The sequence below is a fragment of the Inquilinus sp. 2KB_23 genome (assembly GCF_052115705.1).
Classification (GTDB): domain Bacteria; phylum Pseudomonadota; class Alphaproteobacteria; order DSM-16000; family Inquilinaceae; genus Inquilinus; species Inquilinus ginsengisoli_A.
Genome location: NZ_JBFRHF010000016.1, coordinates 85,484 through 110,821, shown reverse-complemented (window position 1 = coordinate 110,821; position 25,338 = coordinate 85,484). Strand labels below are relative to the sequence as shown.

Annotated in this window: 23 protein-coding genes; 7 read left to right on the top strand and 16 right to left on the bottom strand. The window is 70.4% G+C overall.

What is annotated here, in order from left to right; translation table 11 throughout:
* The first annotated feature begins 232 nt into the window (after positions 1-232).
* Positions 233-1,525 (top strand): MFS transporter, encoded by a 1,293-nt coding sequence (locus tag AB4112_RS20805; RefSeq protein ID WP_441722756.1) that lies wholly within the window; start codon positions 233-235, stop codon positions 1,523-1,525.
* A gap of 68 nt (positions 1,526-1,593) precedes the next feature.
* A complete protein-coding gene (locus tag AB4112_RS20800) occupies positions 1,594-2,634 on the top strand; it encodes a DUF898 family protein (protein ID WP_441722754.1) in 1,041 nt (346 codons plus the stop codon).
* On the opposite strand, the gene purH is transcribed toward AB4112_RS20800, so the two are convergent.
* The 7 genes from purH to AB4112_RS20765 all read right to left on the bottom strand — a co-directional run bounded on the left by purH (position 2,606) and on the right by AB4112_RS20765 (position 10,920).
* Positions 2,606-4,186, bottom strand: coding sequence for a bifunctional phosphoribosylaminoimidazolecarboxamide formyltransferase/IMP cyclohydrolase (purH, locus tag AB4112_RS20795; protein ID WP_441722853.1), 1,581 nt, complete (start codon positions 4,184-4,186; stop codon positions 2,606-2,608). The genes AB4112_RS20800 and purH overlap by 29 nt on opposite strands.
* Before the next feature lie 79 nt (positions 4,187-4,265).
* Positions 4,266-5,930 (bottom strand): heparinase II/III family protein, encoded by a 1,665-nt coding sequence (locus AB4112_RS20790; RefSeq protein WP_441722751.1) that lies wholly within the window; start codon positions 5,928-5,930, stop codon positions 4,266-4,268.
* A 3-nt stretch (positions 5,931-5,933) separates the two neighbouring features.
* Positions 5,934-6,599, bottom strand: coding sequence for a ribulose-phosphate 3-epimerase (rpe, locus tag AB4112_RS20785; protein ID WP_441722748.1), 666 nt, complete (start codon positions 6,597-6,599; stop codon positions 5,934-5,936).
* Between the two features lie 107 nt (positions 6,600-6,706).
* Positions 6,707-7,654: a sugar-binding protein gene (locus AB4112_RS20780; RefSeq protein WP_309797259.1), complete on the bottom strand. Its 948-nt coding sequence runs from the start codon at positions 7,652-7,654 to the stop codon at positions 6,707-6,709.
* 52 nt (positions 7,655-7,706) lie between these two features.
* Complete coding sequence (locus tag AB4112_RS20775) at positions 7,707-8,744, bottom strand: ABC transporter permease (RefSeq protein ID WP_309797261.1); 1,038 nt, start codon at positions 8,742-8,744, stop codon at positions 7,707-7,709.
* On the bottom strand, positions 8,744-9,484 hold the full coding sequence (locus AB4112_RS20770; RefSeq protein ID WP_441722743.1) for an ATP-binding cassette domain-containing protein: 741 nt from the start codon (positions 9,482-9,484) through the stop codon (positions 8,744-8,746). The genes AB4112_RS20775 and AB4112_RS20770 overlap by 1 nt, the downstream gene beginning before the upstream one ends.
* Positions 9,485-9,624: 140 nt before the next feature.
* Positions 9,625-10,920 carry an RsmB/NOP family class I SAM-dependent RNA methyltransferase gene (locus AB4112_RS20765; RefSeq protein ID WP_309797265.1) on the bottom strand — a complete coding sequence of 432 codons (1,296 nt, stop codon included), beginning with the start codon at positions 10,918-10,920 and terminating at the stop codon, positions 9,625-9,627.
* A gap of 142 nt (positions 10,921-11,062) precedes the next feature.
* Between AB4112_RS20765 and AB4112_RS20760 the strand changes: the two genes are divergently transcribed.
* On the top strand, positions 11,063-11,527 hold the full coding sequence (locus AB4112_RS20760; protein ID WP_309797267.1) for a MaoC family dehydratase: 465 nt from the start codon (positions 11,063-11,065) through the stop codon (positions 11,525-11,527).
* Here AB4112_RS20760 and AB4112_RS20755 read toward each other — a convergent pair whose 3' ends face one another.
* Positions 11,528-12,247 (bottom strand): HAD family hydrolase, encoded by a 720-nt coding sequence (locus tag AB4112_RS20755; protein WP_309797269.1) that lies wholly within the window; start codon positions 12,245-12,247, stop codon positions 11,528-11,530.
* A gap of 41 nt (positions 12,248-12,288) precedes the next feature.
* Positions 12,289-12,927, bottom strand: a complete 639-nt coding sequence (locus tag AB4112_RS20750; RefSeq protein ID WP_309797271.1) for a LysE family translocator — start codon at positions 12,925-12,927, stop codon at positions 12,289-12,291.
* 145 nt (positions 12,928-13,072) lie between these two features.
* Here AB4112_RS20750 and AB4112_RS20745 point away from each other — a divergent pair, with 145 nt between their 5' ends.
* Complete coding sequence (locus AB4112_RS20745; RefSeq protein ID WP_309797273.1) at positions 13,073-13,864, top strand: GNAT family N-acetyltransferase; 792 nt, start codon at positions 13,073-13,075, stop codon at positions 13,862-13,864.
* A gap of 19 nt (positions 13,865-13,883) precedes the next feature.
* Here the strand turns inward: AB4112_RS20745 and AB4112_RS20740 are convergent, their stop codons facing one another.
* The 6 genes from AB4112_RS20740 to AB4112_RS20715 all read right to left on the bottom strand — a co-directional run bounded on the left by AB4112_RS20740 (position 13,884) and on the right by AB4112_RS20715 (position 19,981).
* Positions 13,884-14,642 carry an SDR family oxidoreductase gene (locus AB4112_RS20740; protein WP_441722736.1) on the bottom strand — a complete coding sequence of 253 codons (759 nt, stop codon included), beginning with the start codon at positions 14,640-14,642 and terminating at the stop codon, positions 13,884-13,886.
* A gap of 75 nt (positions 14,643-14,717) precedes the next feature.
* A complete protein-coding gene (locus tag AB4112_RS20735) occupies positions 14,718-15,665 on the bottom strand; it encodes a polysaccharide deacetylase family protein (protein WP_309797277.1) in 948 nt (315 codons plus the stop codon).
* 43 nt (positions 15,666-15,708) lie between these two features.
* Entirely contained in the window at positions 15,709-16,344 is a 636-nt protein-coding gene (locus AB4112_RS20730; RefSeq protein ID WP_309797279.1) for a CoA transferase subunit B, read from the bottom strand.
* 16 nt (positions 16,345-16,360) lie between these two features.
* A complete protein-coding gene (locus AB4112_RS20725) occupies positions 16,361-17,065 on the bottom strand; it encodes a CoA transferase subunit A (protein ID WP_309797281.1) in 705 nt (234 codons plus the stop codon).
* Positions 17,066-17,202: 137 nt separating this feature from the next.
* Positions 17,203-19,089, bottom strand: coding sequence for a potassium transporter Kup (locus AB4112_RS20720; RefSeq protein ID WP_309797283.1), 1,887 nt, complete (start codon positions 19,087-19,089; stop codon positions 17,203-17,205).
* 136 nt (positions 19,090-19,225) lie between these two features.
* On the bottom strand, positions 19,226-19,981 hold the full coding sequence (locus tag AB4112_RS20715; protein ID WP_309797285.1) for an SDR family oxidoreductase: 756 nt from the start codon (positions 19,979-19,981) through the stop codon (positions 19,226-19,228).
* Positions 19,982-20,308: 327 nt separating this feature from the next.
* On the opposite strand from AB4112_RS20715, the gene AB4112_RS20710 reads away from it, so the two are divergent.
* Together AB4112_RS20710 and AB4112_RS20705 are read left to right on the top strand one after the other, a co-directional pair.
* Complete coding sequence (locus AB4112_RS20710) at positions 20,309-21,298, top strand: YncE family protein (RefSeq protein ID WP_309797287.1); 990 nt, start codon at positions 20,309-20,311, stop codon at positions 21,296-21,298.
* A gap of 30 nt (positions 21,299-21,328) precedes the next feature.
* Complete coding sequence (locus AB4112_RS20705; RefSeq protein ID WP_309797289.1) at positions 21,329-22,327, top strand: sterol desaturase family protein; 999 nt, start codon at positions 21,329-21,331, stop codon at positions 22,325-22,327.
* Between the two features lie 7 nt (positions 22,328-22,334).
* Here the strand turns inward: AB4112_RS20705 and AB4112_RS20700 are convergent, their stop codons facing one another.
* Positions 22,335-23,780, bottom strand: coding sequence for an aldehyde dehydrogenase family protein (locus AB4112_RS20700; protein ID WP_441722730.1), 1,446 nt, complete (start codon positions 23,778-23,780; stop codon positions 22,335-22,337).
* Positions 23,781-23,904: 124 nt separating this feature from the next.
* Between AB4112_RS20700 and AB4112_RS20695 the strand changes: the two genes are divergently transcribed.
* Positions 23,905-25,326: a sigma-54-dependent transcriptional regulator gene (locus tag AB4112_RS20695; protein ID WP_441722727.1), complete on the top strand. Its 1,422-nt coding sequence runs from the start codon at positions 23,905-23,907 to the stop codon at positions 25,324-25,326.
* Positions 25,327-25,338: the final 12 nt, after the last annotated feature.

Sequence of the window (25,338 nt, the reverse complement as noted above, 5' to 3'; positions counted from 1 at the left end):
CATCAAGTCCCCCCTCCCCTTGCGGGAGGGGGCTAGGGGGAGGGGGCTGTCGAGCGAAGGGCGCGGCCCGGGCTGATTCGACAGCCGTCGCCGGCCGGATCCTGAGGCCGGGTTCTGCTCCTCCGGCACGAACCCCCTCCCCCTACCCCCTCCCGCAAGGGGAGGGGGGACCAGGATTGCTTGCCGCCGCTGATTCCGGACTCCGGACTTTCCGTCGCCGAGGAATTTCCAAGTGACCGCTGACGCCGTCCCCGCTGCCGCGCCGGCCACGTCGCGGTCCGCGATCTGGGGTTGGTGCCTCTACGACTGGGCGATGAGCGCCTTCAACACGGTCATCGGCACCTTCGTGTTCTCGGTCTATTTCACCAAGGGCATCGTCGGCGACGCCGACCGGGGTGCGGCCCTGTGGGGCGTCACCATCGGCACGGCCGGCATCGCCATCGCCCTGCTCAGCCCGGTGCTGGGCGCCGTCGCCGACCATGGCGGGCGGCGCAAGGCCTGGCTGGCCATCTGCGTCGCCGTGGCCGTGGTGCCGACCGCGCTGCTCTGGTTCATGGCGCCGGACCCGTCCTCGATCGTGCCGACGATGGTCCTGGTCGGCATCGCCACCATCGCCTTCGAACTGTCCTACGTCTTCTACAACGCGTTGCTGATCGACGTGGCGCCGCCCGGGATGCTCGGCCGCGTCTCCGGCTGGGGCTGGGGGCTCGGCTATTTCGGCGGGCTGTTCTGCCTGGTCATCGCCCTGTTCGGGCTGATCGGCTTCGGCGGGGCGGCGCCGCTGCTGCCGCTGCCGGGGGTGGACTCCGCCGGGCCGCGCGCCACCGGGCCGCTGGTGGCGCTGTGGTGGGTGGTCTTCGCCCTGCCGCTGCTGCTGCTGGTGCGCGAGCGTGCCGGCGGCGCCCCGATCGGCACCGCGGTCCGCCGCGGCCTGGCCGATCTGGGACGCACCCTGAAATCGCTGCCGCAGCAGGGCAATTTGGTGCGCTTCCTGGTCGGCAGCGCGGTCTATCGCGAAGGCTTCAATCTGCTGTTCGCCTTCGGCGGCATCTACGCCGCCGGGACGCTGGGGCTCGATTTCGGCCAGCTGGTGCTGTTCGCGATCGGCCTCAACGTCACCTCCGGCATCGGCGCCATCCTGGCCGCCTGGGCCGACGATGCGCTGGGGTCGAAGCCGACGATCCTGGTCTCGATCGTCGCCCTCGTCGCCATCGGCATCCCGATCATCCTGGTCACCGACCCGCTCTGGTTCATCGGCCTGGCCCTGGCACTGGGCCTGTTCCTGGGGCCGGCCCAGGCGGCCAGCCGCACCCTGATGGGCCGGCTGGCGCCCCCCGGCGGCGAGGGCGAGGCCTATGGCCTCTATGGCCTGACCGGCCGCGCCACCGGCTTCGTCGGCCCCTGGCTGTTCGCCGCCGTCACCGCCGCCTTCGCCAGCCAGCGCGCCGGCATGGCGACGGTGATCGTCCTGTTCGCCCTCGGCGGGCTGATCGTGGCGACGGTGCGGGAGACGGCGCGGGGGTGAGACCGACGGTTTGACAGGCCTGCCCGCTTCCAGGACTGTGGTCGGCAAGGACAGGGGGGCATGTCCAGATGCCGATTGCGGATGCGGCGCCCCGGACGGGGCGGGTGGGCTATGACGGCAGCCGGTTCGGGATCGGTGGCCTGTTCCTGAAGACGGTGCTGCTGTCGCTGGTGACGCTGGGCCTCTACAATTTCTGGGGGCGGACGCAGATCCGGCGGGCGGTCTGGGCAGCCGTCAGCGTCGACGGCGAGCCCTTCGAATACACCGGCACCGGCACGGAGCTCGTCTTCGGCTTCCTCAAGGCCATCGCCGTGCTGATCGGCGTCGGCCTGCCGCTGGCGGCGGTGATCTGGCTGAGCCTGCGGACGGAGTCCGAGACCGGCGCGCAGCTGGCTCAGCTGGCCTTCTATCTGGTCCTCTTGGTGCTTGCTGTCGCGGCGGTCTATTTCGCCACGCGCTACCGGCTGTCGCGCACGCTGTGGCGCGGCATCCGCTTCGGCCTGGACGGCGATGCCGGCAGCTTCATCCTGGGCAGCGTCGGCTATTCGCTGCTGGCGCTGGCGACGCTCGGCATCTGCCTGCCGCTGCTGCGGACCTGGCAGGCCCGGACGATCGTCAACCACGCGCGCTACGGCACCGTGCCGTTCCGCATGGAGGCGTGGGGGGTGACGCTGATCTGGCCCTGGATCCTGGCCCTGCTGCTGGCCGCACCGACGCTGGGCATCGCGCTGGTGTGGTACTGGGTGCGGGAGTTCCGCAGCTGGGCCTCGTCCATCAGCGTCGCCGGGGTCACGCTCGACAGCCGCCTGCGCCTGGCCGATGTGCTGGGGCCGGCGATCCTGCTCACGCTCATCAATCTGGTCTTCTTCGTCGCGCTGCTGCTGCCGAGCATCTTCGAATGGCTGGAGGTGTGGCGGACGCGCCTGCCGCGGCCGGGCGCCAACCTGCTCTCGGTCGTCGGCATCGGGATCTATGTGGTGCTGGCGCCGACGATCAACTTCATCGTGCTCGGCCACACGGTGCTGAAGGCCAGCTGCCAGACCATGGCGATCGGCGGCGCGCTGGACGCCGGCTCGCGCCTCAGTGCCGGAAGTGCCGGCGGCCGGTGAACACCATGGCGATGCCTGCCTGGTCCGCGGCGTCGATCACCTCGCGGTCGCGCATCGACCCGCCGGGCTGGATCACCGCGGTGGCGCCGGCCTCGACCAGGGCCACCAGCCCGTCGGCGAAGGGGAAGAAGGCCTCCGACGCCGCCACCGACCCGGCGATGCGAGACCCGGTCTCGCCGGCCGCCGTCGCCGCCTCGGCCGCCTTGGCCACCGCGATCTTGACGCTGTCCACCCGACTCATCTGCCCGGCGCCGATGCCGACGGTGATGCGGCCCTTGGCGAAGACGATGGCGTTGGACCGGACATGCTTGGCCACCTGGGTGGCGAACAGCAGGTCGTCGATCTGCGCCGCGGTCGGCGCCTTGCGGGTCACCACCTTCAGCTCCGACGCCGCCGGGGCCGCGTCGTCGCGGGTCTGGGTCAGGAAGCCGCCGGCGACGCTGCGCAGGATGCGGCGGCGCTGCTTCGGGTCCTGCATGCCCCCGGTCTTCAGCACCCGCAGATTGGCCTTGGCCGCGAACACGGCGGCCGCTTCCGGCGTGATCTCCGGGGCGATCACCACCTCGGCGAACAGCGCGGTGATGGCCTGGGCCGTGGCGCCGTCGATCGGCCGGTTGGCAGCGATGATGCCGCCGAAGGCGCTGACCGGGTCGCAGATCAGCGCCTTGGCATAGGCCTCGCCCAGCGTTGCGGCGACGGCGACGCCACAGGGGTTGGCGTGCTTGACGATGACCACCGCCGGCTCGGCGAATTCCGACACCGCCTCGAACGCCGCGTCGGCGTCCAGGATGTTGTTGTAGCTCAGCTCCTTGCCCTGCAGCTGCTCGGCCGTGGCCGGGCCGGGCACCGGCGTGCCGGTCAGGTACAGGGCGGCGGCCTGGTGCGGGTTCTCGCCGTAGCGCAGGGTCTCGGCCAGCTTGCCCGACAGCGACAGCCGCGGCGGGAAGGTCTCGCCCTCGACCTCGGCGAACCAGCTGGCGATGGCGGCGTCATAGGCGGCGGTGCGGGCGAAGGCGGCCGCGGCCAGGCGGCGGCGGGTGGCGCCCAGCGTGCCGCCGTTGGACGCGATCTCCAGCCGCAGCGGCTCGTAGTCGACCGGCGAGGTGACGACGGCGACGAAGGCGTGGTTCTTGGCCGCGGCGCGGGTCATGGCCGGGCCGCCGATGTCGATGTTCTCGATGCCGTCGTCGAAGCTGGCGCCGCGCGCGATCGTCGCCTCGAACGGGTACAGGTTCGACACCAGCAGGTCGATCGGGGCGATGCCGTAATCGGTCATCGCCTCCAGATGCTCGTCGCTGTCGCGCCGGGCCAGCAGGCCGCCATGGATCTTGGGGTGCAGGGTCTTGACCCGGCCGTCCATGATCTCGGGGAAGCCGGTGTGGGCCGAGACCTCCTTGACCGGGATGCCGGCGTCGGCCATCGCCTTGTAGGAGCCGCCGGTCGACAGGATCTCGACGCCGCGGTCGGCCAGGAACCGGGCGAACTCGACGATGCCTGCCTTGTCGGAGACGGAGATCAGCGCGCGGCGGATCGGAAGGGCGGCTTCGGTCATCATCGGACGGCTCCTGAACGGGATGCGCCCGTCTTTAGACCCGACGGGGAGGGATGTCGACCCGCGCGTGGCTTAGGGGCTAAGCTAAACGCCGCTCGCGGCGCAGGATCCACTGCACGCCGGTGCTCTCGGGCCCGACCTCGCCCCAGATCACCACCTGGGTGGTCTTGCGGCGGTCGGGGCCGCGGCCGGCATAGACGCCTTCCTCCAGCGCCACCTCGCCGCCATAGCCGCGCAGCCGCCAGCCGTCGCCGCCGGGCAGCCGGATGATCACCGAGCTGCCGCCCTGCACCGGCGACAGCTGCAGCGCCGGGTGCAGGTGGAAGCGGATGGCGAAGGGCAGGCCGCGCGAAGTCTCGTTCTCGGCGAACAGGATGTCCTCGCCGCGCAGCTCGTCGCCATTGGCCGACAGCTCCAGCCGGCGGCGGTGGATCAGGCCCATGGCCTCGCGATAGCCGTCATGCCAGGCGTCGATCAGGATCGACTGCGGCGTCTCCTGGCGGTCGATCTCGATGTCGCGCGGTCGCTTGCCGATGCCGCCGTCGCGCAGGATCTCGGCGGAATCGCGGCCGGCGACCGACAGGGTGGAATGCGCCGGCGTGCCGCGCAGCGCGGTGTGCCAGGCGCTGTCCTCGGGCGTGCCGCGGCCGGTCCAGGCGCCGCAATTGACGATCATGCGCTCGCGACCGACCGACAGCTCGAAGCTCAGCAGCCCGGCATGGCTGCCGCCGTCCAGCCCGGCGGGCGGCGGGGCGCCGACATCCATCAGCAGCAGGGTGCGGCCAGCCATGGCGCGTTCGAAGCCGCTGTGCCGCGCGCTCTTCGGCGCCCGGTTCTTGGAATCGGCCTGGGCCAGGACGGCGTCGATCAGCACCGGCTCGCCCTCCTGCGCATCGTTGAACAGGGCGAAGCCGCCGTCGCCGTGGCGGAACAGGCGCAGCGCCGGCGCCATCCGGTCGATCGCCAGGTGCAGCGCGTCCGGCACATGGCTCTGGGCGGCGCGGAAGGCGGCGCGGATGTCGATCAGGTGGCGCAGCATGGTCAGGTGGATCGACGGGTTGCGCTGGATGTGCCCGCCATCCGGCAGCACCTGGCGCGGCAGGCATTTGCCCAGGATGCGCTGGGCCAGGTCCAGCCGCGCGCGGCCCTGCGGCAGGGCGACGGCGCCGTAGACCAGCCCCTTCACCGTCTGGATCTGGCGCGGGTCCAGCGGGTCGCCGTCGGCGACGCGGGTCAAATGGCGCAGCTGTCGCGACAGGCTGGCGAAGACGCGGGCGCGGAAATCGTCGTCGGCGCTGGCGCAGAAGAAATCATGGGCGCCCAGCCAGCTGGCGATGCGCAGCCCCAGGATGTCCGGCCGCCACATCAGCGGATGCCAGCGGTCGTAGCGCTCGATCCAATGGTCGATCAGCCGCCGGGCCTGGCGCCGGGCCTGGTCGCCGCCGGCGGCGCGCAGGTCGCGCAGCCATTCGAAGCCGTGCAGCGCCTCGGTGAAGCTGGGGTCGGCGCCGAACGGCTCCCACGGCGCCGCCGCCGCCGCCTCGTAGGTCTGGCCGCCCAGCCGGTAGACCCCGGCGATCAGGGCCGCACCGCGCTCGGCGTCGCCCGGCCAGGGGTCGGGCGGCACCATCAGCAGGTCGCGCGGTCCCTTGCGCCCGAGCGCCACGGAGTAGAGCGGATTTGAATAGGCGATCCGCGTCAGCTGGTCGTGGACGTTGCGGGTGAGGGTGCGCGGGCTCCGCATGTATCAGCCGTTGCCGCGGATGGCGGCGATGTTGGCGGCGTAGGCCGCGGGCCCGCCGCGGAATGCCGCGGTGCCGGCGACCAGGGTGTCGGCGCCGGCGGCGACCACACGCGGCGCGGTCTCCGGCGTCACCCCGCCGTCGATCTCGATCCGCACGTCCAGGCCCGCCTTGTCGATCATCGCGCGCAGCCGGGCGACCTTGTCGACCTGGCTCTCGATGAAGCTCTGCCCGCCGAAGCCGGGATTGACCGTCATCACCAGCACCAGGTCGATGTCGCCCAGCAGCTCCTCGACCATGGCGATGGGCGTGCCGGGGCTCAGCACCACGCCCGGCGCCTTGCCGAGCGAGCGGATCAGCTGGACGGTGCGGTGCGGGTGGGGGCCGGCCTCGGGGTGGAAGCTGATGCGGTCCGCCCCGGCCTCGGCGAAGGCCGGGATGTAGGGGTCGGCGGGGCCGATCATCAGATGCACGTCGAAGGGCAGGGCGGACCAGGGCCGCAGCGCCTTCACCACGGCCGGGCCGAAGGTGATGTTGGGCACGAAATGCCCATCCATGATGTCGAGGTGGAGCCAGTCGGCCCCGGCCTCGGTCATGGCGCGGGCTTCCTCGCCCAAGCGGGCGAAATCGGCGGAGAGGATCGAGGGGGCGATCAGGACGGGTTTGACCATGATCGTCCCTGAATAACAAGGGACCGGGCCCGTCACAACCATGACGAGGCCGGGGGCAGGAAACCGGGGCCGGCGCGCAGCTGCGCCCGGCCCCGTCCGACCGCGGCCTACTTGGCCTTGGCGAGGAATTCCTTGACGTTGTCGGGGGTCACGACGTCGAGGCCGACATAGGTGATCTCCTGCACCTTCTCGCCCTTCTTCAGCTTGAACAGCGTCTCCATCGCCAGCGCGCCCATCTCATGCGGCTGCTGGCCGATCAGGGCGTTGGCGTAGCCGTCGCGCAGCAGCTCCAGCTCGGTCTTCAGCGTGTCGGCCGAGACCAGCACGACCTCCTTCGACGCCAGCTTGGCCTTGATCGGCTCGGCGAAGTTGCGGAAGGCGTCCGGCACGAACAGCGGCCAGCCGCCGACCGGCAGCAGGGCGTCGATGTCGGGATGCGCGGTCAGCGTGTCCTGCAGCTGCTGCACGGCCAGCGCCGCGTCGTCGTTGCAGTACAGCGGCGACCCGGCGACCTGGGTCCAGCCGGCGCCCAGCCCGTCGATGGTGCCGCGGACGCGGTCGTTCAGATTGGCCGCGGCCGGGCCGCCCGAGACCAGGGCGAAGGTGCCGCCCTTCGGGTGCAGCTTGGCCGCCATCTCGCCGATCGCCTTGCCCATGGCGTAGTTGTCGGTGCCGACGAAGGCCTGGCGCTTCGACCCCGGCGCGTCGGCGTCGAAGGTGATGGTCGGGATGCCGGCCGCGACCGCCTGGTTGATCACGTTGGTCAGCGCGTCGACATCGGCGACCGAGATCGCCAGCCCGTCGATGCCCTGGGTGATCAGGTCCTGCACGATCTGCGCCTCGCTGGCCGGCTCATGCTCGACCGGGCCGATATAGACGCATTCGATGTCGAGCTTCTTGGCGGCTTCCATGCAGCCGTCGCGCGACAGGTCGAAATAGGGGTTGTTCATGGCCTTCGGCACCAGGGCGAAGCGCAGCTTGTCCGCCGCGTTCGCGCCGCCGGTCATCGCCGCCAGTGCGCCCAATGCCACCGCCGCCAAAAGAAGCTTCTTCATAATGTCGTCCTCCCAGGTTGAATGCTTGTTGTCGGAACGGACGGGCGGGGCGTCAGCCCGCCCGCTTGGATCGGATGCGGTCGAGCAGGACCGCCAGGATGATGAACACGCCGACGAAGAAATCCTGCCAGTAGGGCTGCACCCCGCTCAGAATCAGGCCGTTGCGGATCACCTCGATCAGCGCCGCGCCGGTGACGGCGCCCAGCGGGCCGCCGATGCCGCCGGTCAGGTTGGCGCCGCCGATCACCGAGGCGGCGATCACCCGCAGCTCATAGCCGACGGCGGTGTTGGCGGGGGCGGAGCCGAGCCAGGACAGCAGAAGCACCCCGGTGAAGCCGGCCAGCGCGCCGCAGAACACGTAGACCGAGATCTTGATGCGCTCGACCGGCACGCCGGTCAGCGCCGCCGCCCGCTCGTTGCCGCCGATGGCGAAGACGTGCCGGCCCCATTGCATGTGGCGCAGCAGGAACCAGATCATCAGCGCCAGCGCCACCATGTAGATCAGCGACGGCGGCACCGCGCCGAGGATCGGTTCGTTGCCCAGCGTCCGGAACAGGTCCTTGGCCGGACCTGCGGTGGGCGACCCGCGACCCTGGGTGACGACATAGACCAGGCTGCGGCAGACGCTGAGCATGCCGAGCGTGGTGACGAAGGGCGACAGGCCCAGCCGGGCGATCAGGATGCCGTTGATCAGCCCGACGAACCCGCCGGCGGCCACCCCTGCCAGCACGGCGAAGGCCAGGGCCAGGCCGGGCCAGTCGATGAAGACCCCCCAATCGGCGCTGCCGTCCATCGCCAGGCTGGTGGCGACGGCGCCGACCGCCATCACCGACCCGACCGACAGGTCGATGCCGGCCAGGATGATCACCAGCGTCTGGCCCAGCGCGGCAATGGCGATGTAGGAGAAGTTCTGGGCGACGTTCTGCAGGTTGCGCTCGGTCAGGAACTTGTCCGACCCGATGGTCATCACGATCATCAGGATCACCAGCGCCGCCAGGACATAGGTGATCTGGGACGACAGGATGCGGTGCAGCGGGCCCGGCTGGCGGACGTTCTCGAAGCCCATCGGGCTGGTCGTGGTCGTCGCCATCACGCCGCCTCCAACGCGCCGGTGATCAGCCCGGTCACCTCTTCCGGCGAACTGGACGCGATCCGCTTGTCGGCGACCTTGCGGCCGCGGCGCATCACGATCACCCGGTCGCAGACGTCGAACACGTCGGGCATGCGGTGACTGATCAGCATCACCGCGATGCCGCTGTCGCGCAGCCGGCGGATCAGCTCCAGCACCTCATGCACCTGGCGCACGCTGATCGCCGCCGTCGGCTCGTCCATCAGGATCAGCTTGGCGTTGGCCAGCCGGGTGCGGGCGATCGCCACCGCCTGGCGCTGGCCGCCCGACATCAGCCGGACCAGATCGTTCGACCGGGTCTCGGACTTCAGCTCGGCGAACAGCGCCTGGGCCCGCCGGTTCATGGTGCCGTGGTCAAGCCGCCGGAAGGGCCAGGGGCCCTTCTTCAGCTCGCGGCCGAGGAAGACATTGGCGGCGGCGGTCAGATTGTCGGCGATGGCGAGGTCCTGGTAGACCACTTCGATCCCGGCATGGCGCGCGTCGACCGGCTTGTGGAAATGCACCGGCTTGCCGTCCAGCAGCATCTCGCCAGCGGTCGGCGGGAAATTGCCGGCCATCACCTTGACCAGGGTGGATTTGCCGGCGCCGTTGTCGCCCATCAGCCCGACCACCTCGCCGGGCTCGACCGTCCAACTGACGCCGTTCAGGGCGTGGATCGCCCCGAAATGCTTGGTGATGTCGCGTAGCTCCAGAAGCGCCATCCGCTTCGGTCCTCCCTGGTCCCGGGTTGCCCCGCAGGGTCCCGGCTCGTTCGGGCGGAACTGTGAAAGAGCGCGCGCTCGAGTGCAATCCCTTTTGTATGATTAATGCATCGAAAGGTCAGTGCGGCGTGCCGACGGCCTCAGCCGCGGCGTTGCAGCCGGGCGATGTGGAAGCCGTCGAGGCCGCCGAGGTCGGGCCAGTGGCAGGGCAGGCTGCGGACGTCGCCGGCCGGGGTCAGCACCTCGTCCGACCCGCCGACCTCGGTCGGCGTCACCGGCAGCCGGACCATGCGGTCGTCGGTCGCCAGCAGCCGGTCGATCTGGGTCTCGCCCTCCTCGGGCAGCAGCGAGCAGGTGCACCACACCAGGATGCCGCCGGGCCGCACCAGCTCGACCGCATGGCGCAGCAGGCGGGACTGGGCCCCGATCAGCTTGGCGACGTCGTCCGGGCCTTTGAGATAGGGCACGTCGGGGTGCCGCCGGATGGTGCCGGTGGCGCTGCAGGGCGCGTCCAGCAGCACCGCGTCATAGGGCTCGGCCGCGGTGAAGGTCTCGGCATCCGCGGTCTTCATGGTGGCGGGCAGGCCGAGGCGTTCGAGGTTCTCGGCGACGCGGGCCAGCCGCCGGGTCGAGCGGTCCAGCGCGGTGACGTCCGCACCTGCGGCGACCAGCTGGGCGGTCTTGCCGCCGGGCGCGGCGCACAGGTCGAGCACCCGCTTGCCGGCAACCGGGCCGAACAGCCTGGCGGGCAGGGCGGCGGCGGCGTCCTGCACCCACCAGGCGCCCTCGGCAAATCCGGGCAGCTCCGGCACCAGGCCGCCGGCCTCGCGCCGCAGCGTGCCGCTCGGCAGCAGCCGGGCCTCCAATTGCGGGGCCCAGACCTCGGGGTCGGCCTTGACCGACAGGTCCAGCGGCGCCTCGTGCAGATGCGCCGCGGCGATGGCGGCGGCGGTCTCGGCGCCATAGGCCTCGGTCAGGCGCGACCACAGCCAGGCCGGGGTGTTCAGCCTGGCCGCGTCCTGCGCGGTCAGCAGCGCCGGGCCGTCCTCGGACAGCCGGCGCAGCACGGCGTTGACCAGCCCCTTCATGCCGGCGAAGCCGGTGATCCCCGCCAGCTCGACCGAGGTGTCGACCGCGGCATGCGACGGGGTGGCCAGGAACAGGCGCTGCGCCAATCCCAGCCGCAGCACGTCGCGCACCGTCGCGGCGGCGCGCGGCAGCGGCGACTTCAGGGCGCCGTCGATCAGCGCGTCCAGCTGGCCCAGCCGTCGCAGCGTCGTGCTCAGCAGCAGGCGGGTGAAGGCGCGGTCGCGCGGCTCCATCCCGCGCAGGTCGAGATGGCCGTCGAGGGCCTCGTCGATCGGGCGCCTCTGCGACAGCACGGCACGGAGAAGTTCGAGGGTCGCCTTGCGGGCGGCCAGTCCGGGATCGGTCATGCCGCCGGGTGTAGACGATCGGGCCGGGCCGGGCCAGTGCCGTCGACACCTGCGACATCCATATCGAGCCGGGCGCCATGGCAGGAGGCTTCCGCGATCGCCGCCGCCGGGCCATGCTAGGCAACTTGCGAGGAGACACGCCATGCCGTCCGAAGACGCCGCCCGCCTGTATCTCGAAGACCTGCATGTCGGTCAGCGCTTCGGGTCCGGCACCGTCGCGGTCACCACCGAGGCGATCAAGGCCTTCGCCGCCGAATTCGACCCGCAGCCCTTCCATCTCGACGAGGCGGCGGCCAAGGCATCGCTGTTCGGCGGCCTGGCCGCCAGCGGCTGGCACACCGCGGCCCTGACCATGAAGCTGCTGGTCGGCGGCGAGTTCCTGCCGGTGGGCGGCCTGATCGGGGCGGGATCGGACGAGATGCGGTGGCCGCGGCCGGTGCGCCCGGGCGACGTGCTGCGGGTCGAAAGCGAGATCCTGGAGATCCGACCATCGCAGTCGCGTCCCGACCGCGGTATGGCCAAGGCCCGGATCACCACCCTGAACCAAGCCGGCGAGCCGGTGCAGGTCCTGGTGGTCAACATGGTCATACCGCGCCGGCCCACATGATCAGCCGGCCAGCTTCGCCACCAAGCCCGGCACGTCGCGGATGGTCTCCAGGGTGTGGAAGCCGGGCGGGGCGATATCGGGCCGGCTGACCGCTTCATGCGCCCAGGTGATGCGGTAGGGAATGTGCACGGCGCGGCCGCCGAGGTCGAGCACCGGCAAGATGTCCGACCGCATCGAATTGCCGATCATCAGAAAGTCTTCCGGCGCGGTGCCGCTGCGCTGCAGGATCCGGCGATAGGTCGCCTCGTCCTTCTCGGCCACGATCTCAATCCGCTCGAAGCGCTCGGCGAGGCCGGATCTGGCCACCTTGCTCTCCTGATGGAACAGGTCGCCCTTGGTGACCACCATCAGCCGGATGCGCCCGGCCTCGGCCTCCGGCGCCAGCGCATCCAGGGTCTCGACCACACCGTCCAGCAGCTCGACCGGGTGGTCCATCATCGCCTTGCCGAGGTCGAGGATGGTGCGGATGTCCGCCGCGGGGATGCGCCCCTGCGTCAGGTCGATCGCGGTCTCGATCATCGACAGGGTGAAGCCCTTCACCCCGTAGCCGAAGGTCTTGAGGTTGCGGCCTTCGGTGTCGAGCAGGGTGCGGTCCAGCGCCTCGGCCTCGACCCAGGGGGCGAGCAGGGCGCGCAGGCGGCCATGCGTCTCCTCGAAGATCGATTCGCTGTGCCACAGGGTGTCGTCGGCGTCGAAGGCGATGGTCAGGATCGAAGGCATAGGGGGCAGGTGACTCACGGAAAGGGGAAGAAAGTCGCGGCTCAGCTGCGCCGGACGGCGAAGCCGGAGACGGACTGGACCAGGGCGTGCAGGGCGAAGCCGATGAACACCAGGCCCGAGGCGCGGACGAACCAGATCTCGTGCCGGCGGTAGAAGCCGCGCACGGCCGCAGCACCGGTGACGGCGACCAGGATGGCGTAGGCGCAGACGGCGCCCAGGCAGGCGGCGAAGACCAGCGCCGGGAAGGACGACCAGGACAGGCTGGCGGCGTAGCTGGTCAGCAGCGCGGTGAAGGTCGCGACCGCCACCGGATAGCCCTTCGGGTTGGTGACGCCGAACACCAGGCCGCGCAGCAGTGGCCGGCGCACCACGGTGTCGACCCCGCCATCGGCGCGGCGGCGCACCGTGACCGCGGCCCAGCCGAGCCACAGCAGATAGGCGCCGCAGATCAGCCCGAGCGCGTCGAACACCGCCGGCCCGACCGCCTGGGCGCCGATGATCGCGACCAGCGCCAGCGACGACCACAGCGCGTCGCCGACCAGGTGGCCGCTCAGGAACACGGCGCCGGCCTTCCGTCCCTGGCCGGCGGAGATGCCGAACAGGGCGAGCACGGCCGGCCCCGGCGAGATGCCGTAGGCGAAGCCGGCGAGGCCGCAGGCCAGAAACAGGGTCGCGTTCACGATATCTCCGTCACCACAGGGCCGCGGTCGTGCCGATTCTCAAACATGACAGGGCGCGCGGTCGCGCCCCGGGCCAAAATCAGCCATAAGGGGCGCCTGGGGCAAGCCTGACGGATCGACGCGGGCGGCAGCGAGCGAGGACGAGATGGACCAGGCCGAGATCCTGAGACGCTTCGACGCCGAGATGCGGCGCGCCCCGGTCCCGCCCGACCCGGCCTATCGGGTCGAGCAACTGGCCGAGGTGACGCGCTCCGTCGGCCCGGACACGGGGGCATATGACAACTGCATCCTGTGGAGCGGGCTCGACGCCGCCTCCGCCGACGCGGTGATCGCGCGTGAGGCCGCGTTCTTCGCCGGCCAGGGCCGGGCGCTGGAGTGGAAGCTGTACGGCCACGACGCGCCGGCCGATCTCGGCCGTCGGCTCGAGGCCGCCGGCTTCGTGCCGGAAGGGCTGGAGACGGTGGTGGCCCTGGACCTCGACGGCGCATTGCCGCCGCCGGTCGAGCCGCAGGGCGCCACCATCGAGCGGGTGGTCGACCCGGTCCGCTTCGGCGCCATCGACGACCTGATGGCCGCGGTCTACGGCGCCGACGAGGACTGGCGGTCGGAGGTGCTGGGGGCGGAGATCGCGGCGGCGCCGGACCGGCTGTCGGTCTACCTCGCCATGGCCGATGGTCATTGCGTCTCGGCCGGTTGGGTGCGCTTCCACCCCGGCACCGGCTTTGCCGATCTGTGGGGCGGCGCCACCCGGCCGCATTGGCGCGGCCGCGGCATCTACCGCGCTTTGGTCGCCCGCCGCGCCGCCGAAGCCAAGGCGCGGGGCTTCCGCTTCCTCACCGTCGACGCCTCGTCCGAGAGCCGCCCGATCCTGGAACGGCTCGGCTTCCGGGCGCTGACCACAACCACGCCCTATATCCGGGAGGCCGGGGCGGCTTGAACCGCCCGGCCGCCCCGGTTTAGCCGCGGCCGATGAAGGGCATGTTGGTGGCCATCACGGTCACGAACTGGATGTTGGCGTCCAGCGGCAGGTTGGCCATGGCCAGCACCGTGCTGGCGACATGGGTCGCGTCCATCAGCGGCTCGGGCTTGATCGACCCATCGGCCTGGGGCACGCCCTTGGCCATCCGCGACGCCATCTCGGTGGCTGCGTTGCCGATATCGACCTGGCCGCAGGCGATGCCGTATTTCCGCCCGTCCAGCGAGGTCGACCGGGTCAGCCCGGTGATGGCGTGCTTGGTCGAGGTGTAGGGGGCGGAGTTCGGCCGCGGCACATGGGCCGAGATCGAGCCGTTGTTGATGATGCGGCCGCCGCGCGGGTCCTGGTCCTTCATGATCCGGAAGGCTTCCTGGGTGCACAGGAACGGCCCGGTCAGGTTGGTGTCGACCACCGCCGTCCACTGCTCGAAGGTCAGCTCCTCCAACGGCACGCCGGGGGCATTGACGCCGGCATTGTTGAACAGCACGTCCAGCCGCCCGAACTTCGCCTTGGTGGCGTCGAACAGCGCCCGGACGCTCTTCGGGTCGGTGACGTCGGTCGGCACCGCCAGGGTCCGGTCCGCGGGCGCGCCCGACTGCTGGATGGTCCCGGCCAGCGCGTCCTGCCGCCGGCCGGCCAGCACGACGGTGTAGCCATCCTTCAGGAAGGCCAGCGCCACCGACCGGCCGACGCCCGATCCGGCGCCCGTGATCAGGGCCACCTTGGTTTCCGATGCCATCTGCGTCTTCTCCCGTGTCGATCCTGGGGCGCTTTCGCCCGTCTGCGGCCGAGACCCTAGCGCATTATGTCCGACCTAGTCAGCCGGATTGGTGGCCGTGCCTGCCGGAACATCGCCCGGCACTGTCCCCGCCGGCAGCGCGGCGGCATGGGCGGCGATGGCGCCGGCGGTGGTGATCCAGATGTCGCCGCGCCGGGCGGCGATGTGGGCCAGGGCGCGGCGCAGCTGGCGCAGCCGATAGGGCTGGCCGACGATGTAGGGATGCAGCGCCACCCCCATCACCAGGGCTTGGCCCCGCGCCTGCTGCTCCAGCATCTCGTCGAAATTGCCGATCACCATGTCGGCGAAGGCGTCGGCGTTCATCTTGCGCGCCACGATCGCCGGAATGTCGTTCAGCTCCTGCGGATAGGGCACCGACAGGATGCGCCCCACCCGGGTGCGCATCCACACCGGCTGGTCGTCATGGCACCAGTCCAGCAGATAGGAATAGCCGGCCTCCTGCAGCAGGTCCGGCGTCCGGTGGCTCTGCGAGATCCACGGCCCCAGCCAGCCCTGCGGCGGCGCCCCGGCATGGCGGGCGATGGCGTCGGTGGCGCGGCGGATCAGTGCCGCCTCCTCGGGCTCGGCCAGGGCGCCCTGGCGCTCGGCATTGCTATGGCCATGGCCGACGATCTCGTCGCCGCGGGCCTGGAAGGCGGCCGGCAGCTCCGGGCAATGGTCGTAGACCGCGGCGTTGACGATCAGCGAGCAGGGCAGGGCCAGGCGGTCGAACAGCTCCAGCAGCCGCCAGGCGCCGACCCGGTTGCCGTAGTCGCGCCAGGCGTAGTTCAGCACGTCGGGCTGCGGCCCGGCGGGCGCCAGCTCGGCGCCCAGGCCCTCGCCGAAGGCGAAATGCTCGAGGTTGAGGCCGAGATAGACGGCGAGACGGGTGCCGTTCGGCCAGGCATAGCCGGGCCGGTGGACGATCGCGCTGTAGTCGTAGCGGTCGTGGCCGGCCAGCGGCCCCGCACCCGTCTCGTCCATCGCAGGCTCCAGCGGCCGGCGCCCGGGGCGCCGGCGGAAGAGATCAGAGCCGGGTGGCGAAGGGAGCTTCGGTCTTGGCCCGGATCTCGTCGACGGTGACGCCGTCGGCGACCTCGGTCAGGGTCAGGCCCTGCGGCCCGATCTCGAACACGCCGAGCTCGGTGATGACGAGGTCGACCACGGCCTTGCCGGTCAGCGGCAGGTCGCAGGCGTTCAGCAGCTTCGGCGTGCCGTCCTTGGCGTTGTGCTCCATGATCACGACGACGCGCTTGACGCCGGCGACCAGGTCCATCGCCCCGCCCATCCCCTTCACCATCTTGCCGGGGATCATCCAGTTGGCGAGGTCGCCCTCCTTCGACACCTGCATGGCGCCGAGGATCGACAGGTCGATGTGCCCGCCGCGGATCATGGCGAAGCTGTCGGCCGAGCTGAAATAGCTCGACTGCGGCAGCTCGGTGATCGTCTGCTTGCCGGCGTTGATCAGGTCCGCGTCCTCCTCGCCCTCATAGGGGAAGGGGCCCATGCCCAGCATGCCGTTCTCGCTCTGCAGCGCCACGGTGATGCCGTCGGGGATGTAGTTCGCCACCAGCGTCGGGATGCCGATGCCGAGGTTGACGTAGAAGCCGTCCTCCAGCTCGCGGGCGGCGCGGGCGGCCATCTGCTCACGGGTCCAGGCCATGATGCTCTCCCTGGGTTCAGGCGGCGCGCGGCCGGGTGGTCCGCTGCTCGATGCGCTTCTCGTAGTTCTTGCCCTCGAGAATGCGCTTCACATAGATGCCGGGGGTGTGGATCTGGTTCGGGTCCAGCCCGCCGACATCGACCAGCTCCTCGACCTCGGCGACCGTCACCTTGGCTGCGGTGGCCATCATCGGGTTGAAGTTCCGCGCCGTCTTCCGGTAGATCAGGTTGCCCTCGGTGTCGCCCTTCCAGGCCTTGACGATGGCCAGGTCGGCGAACAGCCCGCGCTCCATCACATACTGGGCGCCGTCGAACTCGCGCACCTCCTTGCCCTCGGCAACGATGGTGCCGACGCCGGTCTTGGTGAAGAAGGCGGGGATGCCGGCGCCGCCGGCGCGGATGCGCTCGGCCAGCGTGCCCTGCGGGTTGAACTCCAGCTCCAGCGCGCCGGACAGGTACTGCTGGGCGAACAGCTTGTTTTCGCCGACATAGGACGAGATCATCTTCTTGATCTGGCCGCGCTCGAGCAGCTTGCCCAGGCCGGCGCCGTCGATGCCGCAATTGTTGGAGATCACGGTCAGCCCGGTGACGCCGCTGTCGGCGATCGCGTCGATCAGCTTCTCCGGAATGCCCGACAGGCCGAAGCCGCCGGCCATGATCATCATCCCGTCGCGGAGCACGCCGGCCAGCGCCGCCGTCGCATCCGGATAGACCTTCTTCATCCCGTCACTCCCGTCAGGCGTCGATTGGGCAGGCGTCAACTGGGCGCCGGGGGACTAAAGCGGGGCCGCGGGCGGGTGTCAATCGAGGCCGCGCCGCACCCCGGCCGGTTTGCGGCAGGGCCCTCCCGGACGGGCTCTCAGATCTCGAGATGCGAGCCCAGCTCCACCGCCCGGTTGGCCGGGATGCGGAAGAACTCGGTGGCGCTCAGGGCGTTGTTCGACATCAGGATGAACAGCCATTCCTGCCACGGCGGCAGCTCCGGCCGCGACGACGGCACGAAGTATTCCCGGCTCATGAAGAACGAGGTGTCGGCCATGTTGAAGCCCAGGCCCTTGCCGGCGCAGGCGGCGAGCGCCCGGGGCACGTCGGGCTGCTGCTGGAAGCCGTAGCGCACGATGATGGTGTAGAAGCCGTCGCCCAGGTCCTTGATCTCGATGCGCTGCTCGTCGTCCACCCGCGGCTCGTCGGTGGTCTCGACCTTCAGCAGCACCACCCGCTCGTGGATGATCTTGTTGTGCTTCAGGTTGTGCAGCAGGGCGAAGGGCACCACGCCGACATTGCCGGTCATGAAGATGCCGGTGCCGGGCACCCGGTGCGCCCGCTTGTACATCTTGCCCTCGACGAAGGTCGACAGCGGGATGGCGTCGCGGTAGCGGCGGCGGAACAGGATCTCGCGGCCCTTGCGCCACACCCACATCATCGTCGTCAGCCACACCGCCAGCACCAGCGGGAACCAGCCGCCATGGAACAGCTTGATGGTGTTGGCGCCGAACAGCACCACGTCGATGAACAGGAACAGGGCGAACAGCGGCAGCGCGGTCCAGCGGCTCCAGCCCCAGCGGTGACGGGCCACCAGATAGGCCAGCACGCTGGTCACCGCCATGGTGCCGGTCACGGCGATGCCATAGGCCCCGGCCAGGGCGCTGGAGGAGCCGAAGCCGACCACCAGCACCACCACCGCGAGGTACAGCGACCAGTTGACCCGCGAGATGTAGATCTGGCCCTTCTCCTCGGCCGAGGTGTGGCGCACCTCCAGCCGCGGCATGTAGCCCAGCTGCGCCGCCTGCTGGCTGATCGAGAAGGCGCCGGAGATCACGGCCTGGGCCGCGATCACGGTGGCGATGGTCGACAGGATCACCATCGGATACAGGCCCCAGGACGGGGCCATCAGGTAGAAGGGTGATTCGATCGCGCCCGGATTCTCCAGCAGCAGCGCCCCCTGGCCGAAATAGTTCAGCAGCAGGGCCGGCCAGACGAAACCGAGCCAGGCGACGCGGATCGGGCCGCGGCCGAAATGCCCCATGTCGGCGTACAGCGCCTCGCCGCCGGTCACCGCCAGCACCACCGACCCCAGCACCACCACCGCCGCCCAGGGATGGGTGAAGAACAGCTCCACCGCATGGTTCGGCCAGATCGCGGCGATGACGTCGGGCCGGTTCACGATCTGCGCCGCGCCGAGCACGCCGATGGTCAGGAACCAGATGCACATGATCGGACCGAAGGCCCGGCCGACCTTGGCGGTGCCATGCGCCTGGACCATGAACAGCAGGGTCAGGATCACCAGGGTCAACGGGATGATGTAGGGGTCGAACACCGGTGTCGCGATCTTCAGCCCCTCGACCGCGCTGAGCACCGAGATCGCCGGGGTGATCACGCCGTCGCCGTAGAACAGCGCCGCGCCGATGATGCCCAGCATGACGATCAGCTGGCCGCGCTTGGCGCCCTTGCGCGAGCGGAAGGCCAGCGCGGTCAGGGCCAGCACGCCGCCCTCGCCGCGGTTGTCGGCGCGCATCACGAAGGAGATGTACTTGATCGTGATGATCAGCGTCAGCGCCCAGAAGATCAGCGACAGCACGCCCAGCACCGCACCCTCCGTGACGCCTGGGGCGCCCGGATGGGTGAAGCATTCGCGGATGGTGTAGAGCGGGCTGGTGCCGATGTCGCCATAGACGACGCCGATGACGCCGAGCAGCTTGGGGGCGAGCGATTGGCCGTCGCGCGAGTCGGAAGCGAGGGTCGTCATCGCGCCTTCCTAGTCGGATGGCGCGCCGCCGGCAACCCGGCCATTGCTGGCATGTTCATCGCCCCCTTGCTGCGATCCGTGGTGCGGAGGGTGCGGTGATCCCGTCCGGCAAGCAAGCCCGCGCTGTGCCGGATCCTCAGATGCAGCGGCCGCCGTCGACTTCCAGCGCCACGCCGGTGATCATCGAGGCTTCGTCGGAGGACAGGTACAGCGCCGCATTGGCGATGTCCTCGGGCGTGCTCATGCGGCCCAGCGGGATGGTCGCCAGGAACTGGGCCCGACGCTCCGGCGTGTCCTCGCCCAGGAAGGTCGAGGTCATGCCGGTCTGGCCCAGCACCGGGCACAGGCAGTTGACCCGGATCTGCTTCGGCGCCAGCTCGACCGCCATCGACTTGGTGGCGGTGATCACGGCGCCCTTGGAGGAGTTGTACCAGGTCAGGCCCGGCCGCGGCCGCAGCCCGGCCGTGGAGGCGATGTTGAGGATCGACCCGCCCTTGGCCGCCAGATGCGGCGCGGCGTGGCGGACCGACAGGAAGATCGACTTCACGTTGACGGCGAAGATGCGGTCGAACTCGTCCTCGGTGACCTCGGCCATCGGTTTGTTGCGATGGGTGTAGCCGGCGTTGTTGACCACGATGTCCAGGCCGCCGAAGGCCTCGATCGCGGTGGCGATGGCGACGGCGGTGTCGGCGTCGCGGGACACGTCGGTGCGGACGAAGCGGGCGGCGTCCGGCCGTTCCGCGTTCAGCGCCGCGGCCACCGCCTCACCGGCCTCGGCCGACAGGTCGGCGATCAGCACGCTGGCGCCTTCCCGCACGAAGCGCTCGGCGATGCCCTTGCCGAACCCCGACGCCGCGCCGGTGACGATGGCCACCTTGCCTTCGAGCCGCATGCCAGTCCCTTCTCGCTTGTTTCGGATCGTGTGGTGGTCGCGCCGCGGGGGCGATGGCCCGAAATCCTGGCCTGCGACGCCGGTCCCGGGGCTGCCCGGGGGATCGAATGGCCGGACTATAGGGGCAGGGCCGCCGGGGCAGCAGGCGAATGTCCGCCGAGGAGGTATGACCCGGGCGCGGATCTTCCACCGCCGGAATCCAAGGTTCCGACTCGCCGCATTGCCTTTTTGTAATGCTTTTCGGCATCGCGTCCGGCCGCGCGGTGGCCTACATCCAGGACAGGTCGCCGCCGCGCTTGGCGGCGCCTGTCGTGCTGGAGGAATGTCGTGCTGCGCCTTTGGGCTTTGATGATTGCGGTCGCAGTGCCGGTGTCGGCGATGGCCAACACCGTGATCGTGCTGAACTCCGACGACGACACCATGAGCGTGATCAGCGGCACCGACCTCAAGGAGCTGTCGCGCGGACCGATCGGCCGGGCGCCGCATCATCTGATGCTGACGCCGGACGGGCAGGACCTGATCGTCGCCAATGCCGGCGGCAACGAGCTGGTGTTCGTCGACCCGGCGACCGGCGCGATCCGCCGTCGCCTGCCGAAAATCAGCGACCCCTACCAGGTCGGCTTCAGCCCCGACGCCAAATGGTTCGTCACCACCTCCGACCGGCTCGACCGGGTGGACATCTACAACGCCGCCGATTTCACCCTGGCGCACCGGCTGTCACTGCCGCGGATGCCCAGCCACATCGCCTTCCTGCCCGACAGCAGCCGGGTCTTCATCACCCTGCAGGCGACCGACAGCGTCGCCGCCATCGACCTCGCCACCGGCGCCGTGGCCTGGACCCAGCCGGTCGGGCCGCAGCCCGCCGGGATCTGGATGACCCCGGCGGGGACCCTGGTGGTCGGGATCATGGGGTCGAACCATGTCGCCGAGATCGACCCGGCCGACGGCCATGTCATCCGCACCATCGAGACCGGCAGGGGCGCGCACAACTTCCTGGCGGCGCCGGACGGCAAGGCGCTGTACGTCAGCAACCGCGTCGCCAACACCATCTCGGTGCTCGACCCCGCGACGCTCGCCGTCACCCGCACCCTGACCGCGCCGGGTGGGCCCGACGATATGGCGTTCTCGGCGGGCGGCACCGAGCTGTGGGCCACCGGCCGCTGGCGGTCCCAGGTCGATGTCATCGACCTGGCGTCGGGGTCGCTGAAGGGCACCATTCCGGTCGGGCGCTCGCCGCACGGGATCTACATCCATGACGAGCCGCCGCAGGCGGCAGAGAATGACGCGCCGCCGGCGCCGGCGCATGATGTGCCGTAGGCGCGGGGGCACAGGGCAGGGACCGGGGCGATGATCGACGATCTGCTGCACCAGCTCGGACTGCTGCAGGGCTGGATCTTCGAAACGGCGATCGAGCCGCTGCTCTACGCCCTCGGCCTGATGGACTATGCCGAGGACGTGTTCGACTGGATGTGGGTGGCGATGTTCGGCGGCGTCGCCGTGATCGCCGCCTATGTCATCTGCCGCCCGCTGGAGCTGTGGCGGCCGGTCGAGCCGCGGGCCGACCGCAAGGCGATCCGCACCGACGTCACCTACACCCTGGTCCACCGCCTCGGCCTGGTGCCGCTGATCGTCTTCGTCCTCCTGACGCCGGCCGGCTACGCCATCGACCGGGCGCTGATGTTCCGCGGCATCCTGCCCGAGGCGATCGACCAGTACGTCCCGGCGCTGGCCGACTGGCCGCTGCTGACCCTGGCGATCTACCTGGTGATCCTGGATTTCGCGGAATACTGGCGGCACCGGCTGCAGCACCGGCTGCGCTGGTGGTGGGCGCTGCACAGCCTGCATCACGACCAGCGCCAGATGACGCTGTGGAGCGACGACCGCAACCACATCCTCGACGACGTGCTGCAGGCGGTGTGGCTCGGCGCCATCGCCCTGCTGATCGGGGTCGAGCCGGCGCAGTTCCCGATCATCGTCATCGTGCTGCGGCTGGTCGAAAGCCTGTCGCACGCCAATGTCCGGCTCGGCTTCGGCCGGTTCGGCTCCTGGCTGCTGGTCAGCCCACATTTCCACCGGGTGCACCACGCGCTGGACCATGCCGACGGTGCCGCCTCGGCCCGCGCCCATGGCTGCAACTTCGCGGTGATTCTGCCGGTCTGGGACGTGCTGTTCGGCACCCGCCGGGTGGACCCGGACTTCCCGCCCACCGGCATCCGCGCCGCCGACGCCCGCTGGGCCGGGCTCGGCTACATCAGGCACCAGATCGAGGGCTTCCGCCGGCTGGCCAAGGCGCTGGCGCCACGGCGGCGCCAGCCCGGCCCGGCGATCACCGAGCCGGGGGAGTAGCCCCGGCTTACCCGTGCCGGACCGCGATGGTCTTGGTCACGCTGAAATGGTCCAGCCCTTCCATCGCCTTCTCGCGGCCGAAGCCGGAGCGCTTCATGCCGCCGAAGGGCAGCTCCACCCCGCCGCCGGCGCCGTAGTTGTTGACGAAGACCTGGCCGGCGCGGACGCGGCGGGCGCAGCGCATCTGGCGGGCGCCGTCGCGGGTCCAGACCCCGGCGACCAGGCCGAATTCGGTGCCGTTGGCCAGGCGGATCGCCTCCTCCTCGTCGCGGAAGCGCAGCACCGCCATGACCGGGCCGAACACCTCCTCCTGCGCCAGCGGATGGTTCGATGGCACGTCGCCGACCAGCGTCGGCACCTGGTAGAAGCCGCCGGAAGGGGCGTTCGGGCTCAGCCGCCCCTCGGCCAGCACCGGCAGCCCGTCGGCCCGGGCGCGGTCGAGATGGGTGCGGACCCGGTCGCGCTGGCGGGCGCTGATCAGCGGGCCGCAATCCGGGTCGCGGTCCCACGGGCCGGTCTCCAGGGCCCGGAAGCGGCCGGCCAGTGCGTCGAGGAAGTCATCGGCGATGCCATCCTGCAGCAGCAGGCGGCTGCCGGCCGAACAGGTCTGGCCGGCATTCTGCACGATCGCCGCGGTGACGAAGGGCAGGGCGGCCTCGGCATCGGCATCGTCGAACACCAGCTGCGGCGACTTGCCCCCCAGCTCCATCGTCACCGGCCGGTTGAACGCGGCCGCGGCGGCCTGGATCGCCGCGCCGGTGGCGGGCGAGCCGGTGAAGCTGATGTGGTCGATGCCGGGATGCGACGCCAGCGCGGCCCCGGCCTCGGCCCCCAGCCCGGTGACGATGTTCAGCACGCCCGGCGGCAGCCCGGCCTCCAGCGCCAGCTGGGCGATGCGCAGCGGGGTCAGGCAGGCATCCTCGGCCGGCTTCAGCACACAGGCATTGCCGGCGGCCAGGGCGCCGCCGATGGTGCGGCCGAAGATCTGCGCCGGATAGTTCCACGGGATGACGTGGCCGGTGACGCCGTAGGGCTCCTTCACCGTCAGCACGGTGTAGCCGTCGAGATAGGGGATGGTGGTGCCATGGTGCTTGTCGCAGGCGCCGCCATAGAACTCGAAATAGCGGGCGCAGGCGGTGATGTCGGCCTTGGCCTGCTTCACCGGCTTGCCGGCATCCGCGGCCTCCAGGCGCCACAACGTCTCGAAATCGGCCTCGATGGCGCGGCCCAGCCGGGCCAGGATCCGGCCGCGCTCGACCGCCGGCATCCGGCCCCAGGGGCCCTCGTCGAAGGTGCGCCGCGCGGCCCGCACGGCGGCGTCGATCTCGACCGCGCCGCCGCGGGCCAGGCTGTCGATCTCCGCCCCGGTCGACGGATCGATCACCGGAATCACCCGCCCATCCGCGGCCGGGTTCCAAATTCCATCGATCAGAATCGTTTTCGGTCCTATCATGGTATTCTTTCTGTCTCGGGGCATCGTCGCGATGGATGCACGCTTGGAACGTCGTTGCTGTTAAACTGAATTGTTCTTGCGGATAGTATTGAAGATGGATGCCCCCATGGGCCACGATATAGCCATGGCTCCGATTGCCGAAACGCCCACGATCGACCGTGCGGCCGTCCTCCTGGTCGAGGACATGCCGGCCCTGGCCCGGCTCTATATCGAGACCCTGTCGAAGGTCGGCATCGCGGTGGATCATGCCGAGACCGGGGCCGAAGCGCTCGCGGCGCTGGCACAAGGGCGCTATGCGACCGTGCTGCTCGACCTCAACCTGCCCGACATGAACGGCATGGACATCCTGCAGCACATCCGCGACCAGCAGATCCCGGTGGCGCCGATCGTCATCACCGCGCATGGCTCGGTCAACACCGCGGTCGATGCCATGCGGCTCGGCGCCTTCGACTTCCTGGTCAAGCCGTTCCCCGGCGACCGGCTGACCGTCACCGTGCGCAACACGCTGGAGCGGATGCGGCTGCAGCGCGAGGTCGATGCCTGGCGCGAGGATCTCGGCCGCGACCGCTACTATGGCTTCATCGGCCGGTCGCCGACGATGCAGGCGGTCTACCGCATCATCGATTCGGCGGCGGCCTCCAAGGCCACGGTGTTCATCACCGGCGAGAGCGGCACCGGCAAGGAGCTGTGCGCCGAGGCGATCCACCGCCGCAGCCCGCGCCGCGACCAGCCCTTCATCGCCCTGAACTGCGGCGCCATCCCGCGCGACCTGATGGAATCCGAGATCTTCGGCCATGTGAAGGGCGCCTTCACCGGCGCGGTGGCCGACCGCGAGGGCGCCGCGGTGCGGGCCGATGGCGGCACCCTGTTCCTGGACGAGATCTGCGAGCTGCCGCCGGAGCTGCAGACCAAGCTGCTGCGCTTCCTGCAGACCGGGCAGGTCACGGCGGTGGGCGGCAGCCGCGACCGCAAGGTCGACCTGCGCATCGTCTGCGCCACCAACCGCGACCCGGCCGAGGAGGTGCGGCGGGGCCGCTTCCGCGAGGATCTCTACTACCGCCTGCTGGTCATCCCGGTGACCCTGCCGCCGCTGCGCGAGCGCGAGGACGACGTGCTGCTGATCGCGCGGCAGTTCCTGCACGACTATGCGGCGGAGGAGGGCAAGACCTTCGGCGATTTCGACATCGAGGTGGCCGAGGACCTGCAGCGCTACGCCTGGCCGGGCAATGTCCGCCAGCTGCAGAACGTGGTCCGCAACATCGTCGTGCTGCACGATGGCGGCCGGGTGTCGCGGGCCATGCTGCCGTCGCCGGTGCGGTCGCTGATCCCGGCGGCGCAGCCCAGCCGGCCGATCGAGTTGCCGCCGCTCATGCCGAGCGGCGCGACGTCCCCGGTGCGGCCGCTGTGGATGGTCGAGAAGGAAACCATCGAGGCGGCGATCACGGCCTGCGACGGGCATGTGCCGCGGGCCGCGGCCCTGCTCGGTATCAGCGCCTCGACGATCTACCGCAAGCGGCTGAACTGGGAAGCCGAGGGCCACGACTGAGACCGGGCCCGG